This is a genomic window from Anatilimnocola floriformis (assembly GCF_024256385.1).
GTDB lineage: Bacteria > Planctomycetota > Planctomycetia > Pirellulales > Pirellulaceae > Anatilimnocola > Anatilimnocola floriformis.
The window spans coordinates 3408449-3423147 of sequence record NZ_JAMLFW010000001.1; the positions used below are offsets into that span (position 1 = coordinate 3408449).

Annotated in this window: 7 protein-coding genes; 2 read left to right on the forward strand and 5 right to left on the reverse strand. The window is 56.4% G+C overall.

What is annotated here, in order from left to right; all coding sequences use genetic code 11:
- Positions 1-763 precede the first annotated feature (763 nt).
- The 3 genes from M9Q49_RS13070 to M9Q49_RS13080 form a co-directional block, all read right to left on the reverse strand.
- Positions 764-1879 carry a hypothetical protein gene (locus M9Q49_RS13070; protein ID WP_254509194.1) on the reverse strand — a complete coding sequence of 372 codons (1116 nt, stop codon included), beginning with the start codon at positions 1877-1879 and terminating at the stop codon, positions 764-766.
- 39 nt (positions 1880-1918) lie between these two features.
- Complete coding sequence (locus tag M9Q49_RS13075; protein ID WP_254509195.1) at positions 1919-2833, reverse strand: alpha-amylase family glycosyl hydrolase; 915 nt, start codon at positions 2831-2833, stop codon at positions 1919-1921.
- A gap of 70 nt (positions 2834-2903) precedes the next feature.
- On the reverse strand, positions 2904-4157 hold the full coding sequence (locus M9Q49_RS13080) for a ThiF family adenylyltransferase (protein WP_254509196.1): 1254 nt from the start codon (positions 4155-4157) through the stop codon (positions 2904-2906).
- Between the two features lie 61 nt (positions 4158-4218).
- Here M9Q49_RS13080 and M9Q49_RS13085 point away from each other — a divergent pair, with 61 nt between their 5' ends.
- Positions 4219-4476 carry a hypothetical protein gene (locus tag M9Q49_RS13085; RefSeq protein ID WP_254509197.1) on the forward strand — a complete coding sequence of 86 codons (258 nt, stop codon included), beginning with the start codon at positions 4219-4221 and terminating at the stop codon, positions 4474-4476.
- A 96-nt stretch (positions 4477-4572) separates the two neighbouring features.
- Here M9Q49_RS13085 and M9Q49_RS13090 read toward each other — a convergent pair whose 3' ends face one another.
- The gene (locus M9Q49_RS13090; RefSeq protein ID WP_254509198.1) at positions 4573-6294 is read right to left on the reverse strand and encodes an RNA polymerase sigma factor; all 1722 of its coding nucleotides are present in this window, start codon (positions 6292-6294) and stop codon (positions 4573-4575) included.
- 164 nt (positions 6295-6458) lie between these two features.
- Between M9Q49_RS13090 and M9Q49_RS13095 the strand changes: the two genes are divergently transcribed.
- Positions 6459-13445 (forward strand): NACHT domain-containing protein, encoded by a 6987-nt coding sequence (locus M9Q49_RS13095; RefSeq protein ID WP_254509199.1) that lies wholly within the window; start codon positions 6459-6461, stop codon positions 13443-13445.
- A gap of 22 nt (positions 13446-13467) precedes the next feature.
- Here M9Q49_RS13095 and M9Q49_RS13100 read toward each other — a convergent pair whose 3' ends face one another.
- The gene (locus M9Q49_RS13100; RefSeq protein WP_254509200.1) at positions 13468-14607 is read right to left on the reverse strand and encodes a type IV secretory system conjugative DNA transfer family protein; all 1140 of its coding nucleotides are present in this window, start codon (positions 14605-14607) and stop codon (positions 13468-13470) included.
- Between the last annotated feature and the right edge of the window lie 92 nt (positions 14608-14699).

The window sequence follows — 14699 nt, forward strand, 5'->3', positions numbered from 1 at the left end:
GAACTGCAGCCTGCCGGTTGAGATTCTCAGCCAGTGCTCCTGTGGTTGCCACACACCAACTGAAACGCACCGAATCGCCCGTTGCTGCCCGGCATCTGAATTTGGGGGAGGGAGAGGCCTTCAAGTTCAGATGCCTGGGCGCACACGGCCGCTGAATCAGCGAGTGCCACGAGCAATTCAACCATATCGCCCGTTGCTGTCCGGCATCTGAGTTCGAGGGAGGGAGAGGCCCGCGAATTCAGATGTCGGACGCACAGGCTATCAGCCGCGAACACGCTGGCTCCTACCGCACATCACCGAAATTTTGATATCGCCCGTTGCTGTCCGGCACCTGAATTTGAGGGAGGGAGAGGCCCGCAAATTCAGGTGCCCGGACGCACAGGCTCCTGCGAAACGCAGGACAACCGCACAAGCTTTGAGTTAGCTACCCGACATCGCCCGTTGCTGCCCGGCATCTGAATTTATGGGAGGGAGAGGCCCGTAAATTCAGGTGCCCGGGCGCACCGGCCCAAGACAAAGATTGAACATAGGCTCGAACGATTCGAGTCTACGGACTGATGAAATTGACAAGAAGTCGCCAGCTAATCGCTGGAAAGCAGCAGTCCTTTTTGTATCGCCCGTTGCTGCCCGGCATCTGAATTTGGGGGAGGGAGAGGCCTTCAAGTTCAGGTGCCCGGGCGCACACGGGGCGCTTTCTTAAAAAGTCGTCGAACTCTTCGCGACTCATGCTCCTTACAACACAGCATCGAACAATCGGCACTTACTACCCTGCAGGCGTTTTGAGTCCGAAAAGCATGACTACGGAACGGCCGACAACTCGGTAGCTCTTTCCTGCGTGCGCGGGAGCATCTTCCCAGCGACAAATATCGAGCGGTGAATCGAGCGACGTGTCGATCCAACGCCGCCAAGGTGTGCCTTTCAAATCGGGAAGTTCGAAGTCCAGCGACTCCCAGTATGAATTCAGCATGATATGGAAAACCAACCCGTCGGCTTTGAGCTCACCGCTCAGCGCCAAACTGCGGGAGTCATCACCCCAATCGGGTTGAGCGAGTTTCACTCCATGCCACGACTCGTTGGCCTCACGCAGCATGGCATTGATGCTGACCCGCTGCTGTTCATGATCGACCTGGCGCAGCGCTCGCCGACTGCAAAGGAGGCTGACAAATCGATGCACATCGGCGTGCTTCTCCAAGAGCGACCAATCGAGCCAACTCAGTTCGTTATCCTGGCAATAGGCGTTGTTGTTGCCGTGCTGCGTTTGGCGTAGCTCGTCACCCATGAGCAGCATAGGCACGCCTAACGCAAGTAAGTTAATCGTGAAAAAATTCTTCACCTGCCGATTGCGAACGCGTTCGATCGCCAAATCGTCAGCGGGCCCCTCCACGCCGCAGTTCCAGCTGCGATTGTCGTTTGCACCGTCCCGATTTTCTTCGCCGTTGGCCTCGTTGTGCTTCTCGTTGAAAGAGACCAGATCGTTCAACGTGAAGCCGTCGTGACAGGTCACAAAATTGACGCTCTGCTCGGCTTCACGCTCTTTGTGACCGTACATTTCCGGGCTGCCAACAAGTCGATCGGCCAGTTTACGAACCGCTCCCGGTTCGCCTCGCACAAAGTCGCGGATATCGTCGCGGAACCGACCGTTCCATTCTCGCCAAGCATCACCGACGAAGTTCCCCACCTGATACAGTCCCGCTGCATCCCAGGCCTCGGCCAGAAGCTTGGTACCTGCCAGCACCGGGTCGGATTCGATGTCCCACAGCACGGGTGGATTTGGGAGCGGAATACCAGCGGCATCGCGCGTGAGAATCGAGGCGAGATCGAAGCGAAAGCCGTCGACGTGCATCTCTTGCACCCAGTAGCGCAGGCTATCGATGATCATCCGCCGGACGATCGGATGATTGGCATTGAGGGTGTTGCCTCAACCGGTGTAGTTGGCGTAGCGCTCGCCGCCTTGCTCGAGCGTGTAGTAAGTCGTGTTATCGATGCCTTTGAAACTGAGCGTTGGCCCGCGCTCGTCTCCTTCCGCGGTGTGATTGAACACCACATCGAGAATCACTTCGATTCCCGCGCGATGCAGCGCTTTCACCATGTCACGAAACTCATTGATGGCCGCCAGCGGATCGGCCTTCGAGCTGTAGGCGGGATGCGGCGCGAAGAACGAAATCGGCGCGTATCCCCAGTAGTTCACCTTGCCGGGTGGGCAATCCTGCGAATCGAAATGAAACACCGGCAGCAGTTCAACAGCGGTGATCCCCAGCTTCTGCAGATACGGAATCTTCTGAATAAGCCCTGCATACGTGCCGCGTAAATCTTCGGCGACACCGGAATTCGGATTGCGAGTGAACCCGCGGACGTGCATTTCATAAATGATCGTTCGCGCGGCAGGACGTTGCAGCGGCTGATCACCTTCCCAGTCATACTGACTTGGATCGACGACCACATTCTTCATCGCTGGTGTTGCACACTCACCTGGCTGGCAGGCGTCCAGCCGCGAATAACCGCTCGGCACGACAACTCCGCGACCATACGGATCGAGCAACACTTTCGCCGCGTCGAACCGCAAGCCGCGCTGCGGCGTGATGGGACCGGTGACACGATAGGCATAGAGCTGCCCCGCTTTGAGCCCTGGCACGAACAGATGCCAGTAGTAGTACGATCGCTGTCGTACCGGATCAAACGCAATGACCTTGCTCGGCGAGACGTCATCCATGGCGTCGAATAGCAGCAGTTCAACCCCGGTCGCATGACGAGAAAACAGACTGAAATTCACTCCCTCGTCGTACACCGTAGCGCCCAAGGGAGAGCTGAAGCCCGAAGTGGAGTCGTTTGCCATTGGATGCCGAATCGCCTCGTTGCGCCGAAAGTAAAACGAGCAATATAAGAGCTGTCGCATGCTGCGGCGATTATTGTTCGCCCACTTTGCAAAAGGGGCACTCCTTGGCTGCATCGACGGCGGCTGAGTTCAGCCGTAGACCTTCGCCTGGAATCCAGTCCAACCGCTGCCAAAAACTGGTGCGGAGTGTGCCCGCCAGTAAATCGAGCCAACTACCGATGCCCGCCGATACTGTTGCGGCATTGATGGTGATCAGGCTGCCAGCTCGCTGCTCGGACCAGGCCGGCATGGTTCCTCGCTGCAGTGTGTTCGGGGGCGCAGCCAGACGATACAGAATGCTTTCACGTTCCTCCGGCGTCAGAGGAGGCGTGCAGGCACAGCAGCCATGACGCGGCAGAAACAATCGCGAGTCGCCGATGATCGCATGTGGTAATGTCGGACGATTGGAAACGCTCGTGGCAATGTCCAAATGTGCGACATTCATTTTCTTCGCAAGCAACCCCGCCGCAACCCGAGCGGCATCGTCGTCTACGCAGGTCACCACGAGATCACACGATTCGCCGAACAACGCTGCGGCTTCTGGACTGAGTACCGAGTAATTTCCGCACGTCACAGCGAGATCGTCGCGAGCACGCAGGATGGTATCGGCAACAGCTTCCGCCTTGGGACGACCGATCGATCCCCGGCTCACGCCTGGCATGCCATCGAGGTTCTCGGGCTGTAAAAGATCTCCATCGCACAAGCGCAGCCGAGCGATCCCAAGCGACGCAAGCATCTGCGCGCACAGAGCTCCATTTCTCGATGCGCCGATCTGAACGACAACCGCACGTCGCAATCTTTGATAAACGGTCTCACCCACGGCGCCGCGCAGCCGGCTGAAGAGTCCGGTTGAATCATGTTCCGCCAGCGGCGCTTGTTGAGAAACCTCCACTGGCCCGGGCCCGGTGATGCGAAAGCCACCAAGTGAATCGATCTTGCCTTCGAGAGAAACCGCGCCGTCCCAATGCCCCAGAGTCGTCGTTGAAAGAACAAGCGTAATCGCCGCCTGCGAACTCTGGGGGCGCACTCTGCGCATCAATTCGACCGCCGAGCTGGCGAGTCGTTCGCTATTCTCGACTCCGATGACGAGAAAGTCATCGAGTGGAGGCCGGTCGCCGCCGCGGGGGACCTCGGCCATGATGTGCGCCACGTCCACGAGCGCCTCAGAGCCCGACCTTGTTGCCCGCCAACGAATTTTCGCGACGAGAAAACGCTGGTGATCGTGGAGAAGTTTTTGCACGCCCCGCCAGGCATCGGCAGAAATCGTCAGTCGCACATCACGCATGATGGTAGTTCGTTCACGAAAACGAAAGTGTGGCGAGCCGCTCGCCGTGCGAGCGGCAGAAATGGCGTTTGCTCTGAGCTCAGTCGTATCGCGCGCGTTCGCGCTGCTGAGTCAGCTCTACTTGGCGATCCCGATCACGAACGATCTGCTCTTCCCGCTGAAGTCTCCTCAATTCAGCGGCGAGTTCCGCATCATGATTCGCTGGCAGATCGGCTGGCAGATCGGCTGGCAAGTTTGGCGGCGAAATAGTGCGTGTCGGCGACATAGAGATGCTCCTGAGAACGTAACTGCGGCTCAGCAACAATTGCGAGCCTGGTAGTTAGAGGGCACATCGCCGTTCTTTTTTCTCCGTATTCGCCTTTCGCCAAAATTCCCGCACAAAGATCATTGCGGGGAGACAAACGAGAGAGGTGAATTAGCGTTGCGCTCCCAACTGCTCATCGCCACCAAGGTGAGTCAGCAGCTTTCCCTTCGCTTGGTTCAGAAAGTTCCCCAGGGTTCCCATGGGAATGCCTGTTATTTCAGAAATCTCTTTCAGCTTGAGACCTTCGAAATAACGCAATTGGAGCACTTCTCGCTCCTTTTCGCTGAGTTGATTCAGAGCATCCCGCAAGTGCTCGACATCTTGCTGCCGTTGAACTTCCTCGCTGGCTGTCATGGTGCGGGAGTCAGGCCAGTTTTCGACGATCCCAACAGATTCGGTTTCATTCGAAGTGGCCTTCGAATCAGAATTCAACATCGCCAGGAACGGATGGCCGAATTTTGGCTTGGGTCCGGTTTCGGCGGCATTCGCAACTCCTCTCACTTTCCGATAGCCACTCATCCTGCGAGCGGCGCGCGTCATGATCACGTTGAACCAACCACCGAAAAACAATTTGATCTGCTCCATCGGCCTTTTATTCACAAGGCTGGTGAAGCCCGTGAAGGCATTCAGCGCAGCTTGCTGCAGGATGTCGTCAGCCGGAGCTGGCGGGGATGCCAGGTAGTTCGCGAATGAATGGGCGGCGGGGTAATGGGATTGAAAAAGTGCGTTGAATGCAATTTTCACCGCTCGGTCATCCGCCGAATGTCCGAGCGGCCCCGCCGACGCAGACTGCCCTTGGTCCGTGTAGCGTAAGAACATCGTCTGCGATGTTTGTGTCGCCAGTAAGGCGTCCAGGCGAACTGCGAATTTGCCTTCGCCCAGCAATTCGAGCGGTAAGGCTTCGTTGGACCCATGAGATAGGAGTTCGTTGACCGTATCGGTGTCGAGTCTGCTGAATTCCTCTGGCGTCAGTTCGCGCGCAGTAACCAGCTTGAAGCCGAATTTTGCTCCAGCGGGAAATGGAATGTCATACACGGCAACGAGCTTGCCCGGGTCTGCGGGCGCCGCACTGAGCACTAGGTTCTGTTGGTGAACCACCTTGGCGCCGTTGATGGTGAATTCGACCGCCAGCGAAACCGCTCGCGCAAGCTCACCCTCGGCTGCAGTGGCTTGCACTTCTACCGAATTCAGCTGGAGATGATTGAGCTTGAGGTCCGCAGGGGACCTGGTCCGATCTGACGATTGACACGCGAGGGAATCCACCATTTCCGCCAGATGGGCGGCCGGCTCGGTTCGGGTAGCTCGGAGAACTTTCTCCTCCAACGCTTCTTTCGGCCATTGCAACGGCAGTTCGGCTTGGACCAGTTCAGGAAAACGAGTCGGTGCGGAAACCGCAGCAAAGGTGAAGTTCAACGGCCGCAGCTTACCGGCCAGCCCGTGGAAAGTGACCTCACACACGCCGTTTGGCGCGGGAGAAAACTTGCAGTTGGCCTCTTCGAGGCCCGCGATCTCGACAGTGATCGACCGACCATCGTGCAGATCGCGGCGCTGTGAATCGCTCAACTCGAGGCGAGCAATTCGAGACGTTGATAGATCTGCCAGGAGCTGCTGCAGCCACGTTTGGATCTCTGACGGTGCCGCAGACGCGTCACTCCATTCCTCGTCGCTACCTAAGAGATTTGACCAAACGCTTGTCAACGAATCCTCATTAGATTGCCGCAAGAGCCAGCTTAGCTCGGTCGAATCCACGATTTCACCACGCTCCAAGCGGATCAAATCGCTGAGACTGACTCGTCGATTGTGCTGCGAATTTCCTGTCATTTCGTTCTCCATGAACAGATGGCTGATATGGGGGCCCAGATGTTAGAGGCCGCAAGTCGCTATTTTTTTTGTCATTGAGGAAAAATTTTCGGGGATCGAGCATTTGATATATTCGACTCCGGGGATAAGCCGCCCCGCTAATGACGTTTTAGCCCCTCATTTACGATATTGCTCGCATGTCGCAGCTTCCTGCTTCCTTATTGGCGGCCGCTGGGCTCATCCAGGCGCCAAACGCCGGTTGGAATTCGGACGTTTTTTTTCAGGCCTGGCTGCGTGGGCCGTGCTGGATCCTGACAGACGCTCGCAATCGAAAACTGAACGAGGGCGAGCAAAAAGCCCTGTCCAAACTTTTAGAAGTGGATATCAAACGTCAGCTCGCCCACGCCTGGACACAGTCCCGACTGGGGAGCGAGCCGGAGCTAGAGCAGTTTGCCGCCTATGTCCGCGCCCTGACGAACTCGACTTTAGCAGCTCATGAAGGACACGATTGGAGTCCGCAGCGGGCCGTCGCCCCGCCGGCAAAGATGTTGGAATATGGCGCAGCCGCACTAGATGCGTTTTCGCAATTCTGGGCGTTTTGTCGAACAGTGCTGATTGAATCGCGGCTGGGCCGGGATCCCGTCGGCGATCCTGCCGGGCATACGAAATCCTTTCACGCGGTCGACGCTATCTTCCAAGGCGTTCGAGGGCAGTTTCCCGTAACGCTGGGAAGTTGGCTCATGCTCCGCCGTACCCTGAACTATCTGTGGGAGCGTCAGGATATGCCCTCGGCGGGAAGTTCTCGATCGGTCTCGGCAACCGACTTGCCTAAGGAGATCTGCTTCTTAGGAGATACCAGGAATGGCGGGCAGGTCGGCAAGCTCAGGGCGGCTTGTACCCTGGAAACCGGCGGAGCCTATCTGGATCCAGTCGACAGCGGCTTCGTGGCCTTCGACGACGACATGACGAGCAGTTTGAATCTCGCTTGGCGCACGTGTCGTGGATCGATGGAAAGCCAACGGCCAAAAACGGAGGCCGACCGGCTGACGCTGCGTCTGACACTCGTCGACAAACGGGCGATCGCGCTGAAGGGCAAGTCGGCCGGCGGCATGTTTGCCTTGGGTATGATCGCTGCCGCGAAACGGGTTACACCCGACAAGGATTGCACCGGCACGTTTTCACTGCAGTTGACCAATTCGGGCGGCGACGATGGCGAGTCGCCGCTGACGATCAACGATATCGGTGTTGGCCCTGTCGACGGTGAGAGCTTGTTAGGCAAAACGCAAGCTGCCGTGAACGCCCAACTGACTAGGATCATGCACTTTGCTGGTCAGACGGATCCTTTCAGCGCCTTGAATGCAACTCACTACGAGCAGCCTCCAGTTTTTCTGCCGATAACTTCGCTCTACGACGCCTGGCAAAACATCACCACCGAGAATCGCAAACCGCCTCCGGCTAGCTTGTTGCCCTACCTGCGGTCGCTGATGCGAACTTATGGCCGCCTGAAATTAGAAGGTATTCGGGAAGCGGAATCGCTGGAAATCGATTTGGAAAGAGTCTACATCGCTCTCAAGGCAGACCCCGATACGAACTACGACATGCAGAATGAAGCGGAAGTTCACGCGGTAGAGGTCCAGGAACAGGCGGGGGTTTCGTCAGTCAGCGAAGTTGATCCTGGACTCTTGGATCAAATTGAGTCAGGAAATATCCGCCGCAAGATTCGCCCGAAAAAAGAAGCCGCCAAACGAGCTGCCGTCAAAGAGGTGCGAACCCTGGGAGACGTGTTCCGTCAATATCGACGCGTGGTCATGCTCGGCGGGCCCGGAAGTGGCAAATCGACCTTAGGTCACTGGCTGGCTCTCCAATTTGCCAGAAGCTTTCAAAAGCAAGTAAATCAGCGCAAGCCACAATTTGTGCAGGTTCCCTTAGCCAAGCTCGAGCCTGATCCCACCTTGGTGAAAGACTCCAACGCTACCGTCAATCTGGGGCCAGCGCGGCTCCCCATTTTTCTGCGAATTGCTCACTACGCCAAAGAGCTGGCACGGCGTGAAAAGCAGGAATTACCGGAGAAACAACTGATCGAGTATCTCGGGTACGACAAAGACTCCGAGGCCCTCAATGATAACTGCACCGCCGACGAGCGAAATGCGCTCTTCAAGACGTACATCAAGAGCAAACAGGCAGTCATCTTTCTGGATGGCTTGGACGAGCTTCCGGAAGGAAATCGCCATCTGGTGCTGCGCAAAGTTCAAGAGTTTATCCACGACCACGTGGATGAGAGTTCAAGCGACGAATCCCAGTTCCCCGCCAATGCGGGTGGCAACCAGGTGATCGTGACCAGCCGCTATGTCGGGTACAAAGCGCGGCCCTTGCGCGCATCGTGTGCTCACTTCAACATTCTCGATATGCAACGCCCTGCCGTCGAGCAATTCGCAAAACTGTGGACTGATGCAGTCAATCCCAGACTACTGGAGGGAGAAGGCCCTGGCATTGTGGCCGACGATTTGATTGCGGAAATTTACAACGATCAGCGACCCGCAGTGCGAGAATTGGCGACGACGCCGCTGCTGGTAACAATTCTAGCCATCGTCTTCTGGAAGGATCGTCACCTGCCAGATCAGCGTGCCGGTCTGTATGCCCGCGTTGTTGATAACCTGATCGAAATCTGGCGAAAGCGCCCACCGTGCCAGGAATATCAGCTGGAGTCTGACGAACTCTACGCCGCGCTCGAGCCGCTGGCCGCAAAAATGCAAGCCGATGTGACCAACAATGGCTTCGTCGGGCTGCAAGAGATCGGTGAAATCATCGACTTACCGTTGACCATGTTTCGCGGTGAACAGCGATCGCGGTCCGTCCGCAAAGGGATGCTCAGCACGATCGGAAACCACGTTGGCCTGCTCGTGGAAGCTGGTCCAGACAACTACAAGTTCTATCACCGCCAGTTTCAAGAATTTCTTGCTGCTCGCCATCTCCTGGCGAACAAGAAGACCGCGGCGGGCGAAGTCATTCAGCGGCTTGACGATCCAATCTGGCGCGAGCCTCTGTTACTGGCCTTGGGTTTCGTCATGCTCGATGAGTTGTGGGGGGCCAAGGAACGGTCGGCTTTGCTGCGCGCGATCTTGTCGGCCGATGGTCCGGATGCGCTCATCCCTCAAGCAGCGCTCCTCGTGGTTGCCGCATTCCCCGACATGCGAGATTTGCCCGCAGAAATTGTCCGGCAAACGGCAATTCAGTTGTTGACCTCCTATGCAAACAGCCTGAACCAGCAACACGCCGGCGCGGCATTGCGCGAACAAATCGAGCGAGCCTTCTCAGTTTTGCGAGCGGGCGCTCACGCTCAGACTGTCGCGCGAACCATTGCCGAATCGATCGGCGACAAGACGGCTCCTAAATCGTTAGCGCCAGCGGCTGCCACTCTCCTAATGCATTTCGGCTGGTTTACACCGGACCAGATCCGTTCTTTGCTGTCTGCTGTTCATGAAGATCGTCGCACCCACGATTTCCCTGTTCATCGCGCGCTGTTGATGGCGCTGTGCGATCGCCCCACGGCATTTCCTTGGCTGGAGCCTAGAGAAGCTATTTCGAGCGGCACTTTCGCCAGCGAGTTGCCGATGCGGAACTTTCTGGAAGGCCATCCCGATATTGTCGATCACATTCAAGGTGACAACGACTGGTTGTGGCTGATGATTGCGTTGTATGGAGGGTTGGGACATGTGCAGTTACTTGACCGACTCAAAGCCAGCCAGCAGCAAAAACTGCGAAATGCAATCGCTGATGAAACCATCCAATCTGGCGAACTCGCGGCGGTATCGGAAATTCCCGCGATAGAGATTCCTATCGGGCCCTGGCTCGCTTTTTCACCCCGCGACATCGTCCATGATCTCGCCGACAAGGAACTAAGTCACCAGATCCAGACATTGCTGTCGGCGAAGACAAAAAATGCTCGCGATTTAATTCCCATATTGAAGAAGAAGTGGGATGGAGCGCAGCCGCCGCTGAAGCTGGCGGAGTGCGCTGAAGCGCTGGTCGGACTAGCCGCGCTGGGAGAAGACGTTCTCCCGCGACTTTTAGACGCTGCCAAGCGGAGCGACAGTGATGCGATGGTGCGGAGCGCGCTGGACCGATTTGCCTGGCTCAATCGATTTTTGCAGGAGCCTCTGGTCCGTTCTGCAGAAACAATCCTGCGCACCATTCCGGAGCGCGCCGCGGAATCGCACCAACTCGATCTCTTGGCCGTCGCTCAAGAAATACTCCTGGCTAGCGGCTGCCCTCCACTCAAGATCAGCGATCGCTGCGCAGGGCAGCGGTTTGTAGCGGCAGCCTCCCCCGCGGCGCGGGCGACGCTCGATGCCGAACACTGGTCCTATCTGTTTTCGGGAGTCACCAGTGACGCCGATGTAGCCTGCCAGTGCGCTCAGATGAGCCAACCTGTCGAAGCCATGATTGAAGCCTTGTCGCAGATTGGGACTGCGCGAAACCATCTGGCGCAACATCGCATGGCATCATTCCAGACAATTCTCCAGCCGAGAGCCAGGAACCTCGTCGATCAATTCCTGGCGTTGCTCGATTCGGTGGCAGAAGCTCCCAAGGAACTCCAATTTCTGGCAGGAGCCGCACTTGGGCATTGCCGTAAGTTTGTCAAGAAAACCCCCGATCTCGCTTGGGAGACGCTACTAGTCATTGCCGGTCAAGGGCCTGATTTCCTGGCAGGCTACCGTTCGACATTTTCGCGCAGCAAAGCACGTAGCTGGGTCGAACAGCCCACAGCGTTTCTCAAAAAAAGGGGAAGACGCCTCTGGAAGCATATCGAGAATATCAAGAACCCGTTTCTTCGCTTTCGCGCCGAGTGGCGGTTCGAATATTTGTCGGATTCCCTGCCAGGGGAGGCAAAATTTCTCAACGCAATTCTGGGACGTGGCATACGCGACCGGGAAATTGACCTACTCAAAGACCAAATCGTCAGCTCCGTGACGATACGATTGGCGCGGATCACTAATCCCCACGAGAAGCTACTTGCTTTAGAGCGGGTATTGACGACATTTCCGTCTCTCTTCCCAAACTTCTGGAGCAATGTTCGGTCAGCGGCCGACAAAATTGATCCCGAAAATCGCGCTCGAACCCTCTGCCGCTTGGCCTTATGCGCTGGAGATCAGGAAGCCCTACTGCGAGATGCCATTGAAGCAATCTATTTGATACCCGAAGAAGATCGTCAGGCTGAGACTATTCGAGAGGTGAGGCTGTTATGGGGAAGCTTGCCCGGAATTCATGATGAATTGGATAAATTGTCTGCGGTCATTCCAGATGTCTGGCTAAAAAACAAGTCTCAGCTGCGCAACTCGCGCTTAGTGCAAACGTATCGACGTGCTTTCGACGAGGGAGCTCTGGTCTGGAGACTGCCCCACTCGGCGCCAGGAAGCAACGGTGTACTTCGTCACGCGTATCCAAACGGCTCGCTCCCGTGGGGCTTAATCTATTTGTCGGCCACAGCCAGGGAGATCGAATCCACTGTCACCGCCCAAGCTGGAGGTCACGGGGACTGGTCGGAACTTCTGGGAGACGAATGGCAAACGGCGCTGGCAGGCCTGGTCGCAGGCGGAATGGAACGCGGTATCCGGATCGGCGCACGTGAGGCCGGGGTGATTGACCAGCTTCACCGCAACGAGCGCGGTACCCGAATCGACAGTCTGTGGCAGCATCTTGATCAACCCGATTTGGTGCCAGCGATTGCTCGCTGGGAAGGACGTTCGGATCGTCCTGGCCAATGGTTGGCGCTCGTGCAAATGGAAGGAGGGCGGATTACGGCCAAGAATGTATCGCTCGTGGTCGACCTGCTTGAGACTTCGACGGATCGCTTGCAGTTGCGGGCGGCGATTGCGTTGCATGGCCAAACACCTTCTGTGCAAAACACGAATCGTCGCTGGTCAGTTCGCCGTGTCGGTGGTGATGCGATCGACGCCGCCGCGCGCGGTGCAACAACACGCGGTCTTCGGCCAGCCGCCAGTTCCGCGCTGGACTGGATCGCTCATGACATTCACCACGATGACTCGTCGGCATTAGCACGTTGGCTGGAAGTGGCCGCGACAGCCAGCCAGCCGGACACACCCGAGCTGTGGATCTTGAAGAAAATGGAATCGATCGAAAGCGACCTGGTTCCAACCTTGCTCACTGCTCTGCGCTCGGGAACAACGCCTTTCAAGCAAGCGTTGCTGCGTGGCCTGTGCAGGATCGCGCATTGTTCGCGCAAGTCTCTAACGCCCCATCGCGACCTTATTCGCAGCGTCATTCAGTCGGTGCCTGAGTACGAACGTTCTGCGATTTGCGATTTCCCCGGCGGCCCCCAGGCATTACTTGAAACCGCTCAAGCTGCTGTCCGAGCGAGCAAGGGACCGAGTCGTTTGCAGTTCGTGACTCGAATGTTCCAGAAGTCAACGGTTTCGCTGCGCAATGTCGATGACAACGTCGAACAAACCATGGTCCAGGTTGGCGGCGAACTACTCGTCGACGTCTTGAGCTACTGGAAGAACGCTCGTGAGAGTGCATCACTGGTTAATGATGTTGATGAGGTATTAGCATTGCTTTTGTCCTGGTTGCAGGCCGAACGCAGCAATCCTGGTCAAGTCGATTTTCTTCACCATCTGCTCACGGCCATCGACTCGCTGGCTCGTTTGCATCCACTGGCATTTGCAAAGTTTGCAGAGCCGCCCGAAACATGGGAACTGATTCTGGCGGAATATGCCGAGAGCGCGCCCCACTGGGCAGCTAGGACAGCGGCCATAAGTCTTTTGGGGAGACTAAGACGAGTGACTAGCCGAGTGGCTCGCGCACTGCATTCGACCATGAACGACGTGATCTATGTGCAGGACGCTGCCAATGAGGCTGTCCTGGAGTTTCGCTGTGCGGAAGGCAATTTTGTTCCGGATCTGTTGCAACTCTTGGGCGATCCCAGTGCCGGAGTGAAATCCGCGGCTGTCCGATTGCTGGTCAATATCGCCCGCGCGGAAGGATCGTTTGCAGACCGCAAACAGATTTTGAACGGCCTGAAATCTGCGGCCGTAGGGGTGGTAGTTCCCAATCCTGTCTATCGAATGTTCGAAACCAGTGCGGATGGAGCATTCAATATTCGTTATCTGGATCAACTTGATCGTTTGCTGATTGGTGGCATTTTCGAGCTCTATGGAATGTAGTTGGCGATCGGCCTGACAGAAATTAGTCGAGCGCCGCCAACTTTTGACAAACGCCCTTCTGGCAAACCATTTGCTCGTCGCGACCGAGCGCGCGAAACGTCTCGACCTTCTCCCCAAACAAAGCGGCAGCTTCGGCAACCGTAGAAAACTGCTCATTGATTCGGATCAGTTGTACCGCACTGTCGTTCAATACCGTTGGCCAACTTTGCGGGAACATATTGCGAAACTGGCTGATATCTTGGCAGAAGTTCCAGACTTGGACACCATATTCCCTGCTATGAGTGATCGCGGATTCGAGAGCCGGAAACATCGGAAAGTAGGCGCTCTCGTCGAGCAGGAAAAGAGTCCGTGACGCGGCAGGATTTCTGCGACGCATTTGGCAAGTGATAAGCGTTTGGAGCCAAAGCCGCAGTAAGTGCGAATAGCTGCGAAGTTTATCGTTCGGGATGATCAAGTACACGGTGAATGGCCGACCTGAAACAAGCTCATCCATTGGAATGGCAGGCTTACTGAGCGCCTTAACGATTTCCGTCGGCATGTAAGGTTTTAGTTTTGCGTTCACCGTAAATAAGATGCGACTGCGTTCCGCGTCGGGGAGGCGTAAAAAGTCAGCGATCTCCCTGTATGCGAGCTTTGGAATTCTTTTGCCGATTGTGTCCAGCACAACGGCCAGGTTATAGATCACGTCGTCGCTAGTAAAAGTTTCCGAGACGCTGCCGAACCCTTTTTTCTCTGGAACGGAAGCAAGATAACCCACAACGCCGCTGAGTAATCCAAACGCAGCGCATTCCTTCATGGAAGTTCGCGGGATGACAAAATCCGCCACCGTTTGACATTCAACGTCGGCGTCCGCCCCTTCCAGGAAAAGAAGGTCGAGCGGGTTGATCGCATCCGATTCCGGGCCGACAACGTGACATGGATCTAGGCGATAAACGGTCTGGCCCATCGCGCGTCTGGCATCGGCGGTGGCGTTATAGGCTTCACCAGTTGGATCAACGACTACCGCCGGACCCTCATAGTTCAACAAATTAGGAATGATGGCCGCTCTGAGTCTATCGACTCCACTAGGTGCAATCGTGAGGACGTGAGCATCGCCGGGAAGCGTTACGACTTCTCCGTTCGAGAGTTGCCGTCCTACCAAGATTGACTTTCGATAGCTCATGTTGCCCCGCTGGAAGGAATCTTGCCCGTTCGCCAAGCAGGTTGTAGTTCAGCACAACCGAAACCATTCGGCAAGTCGCCAAATCATCGTCC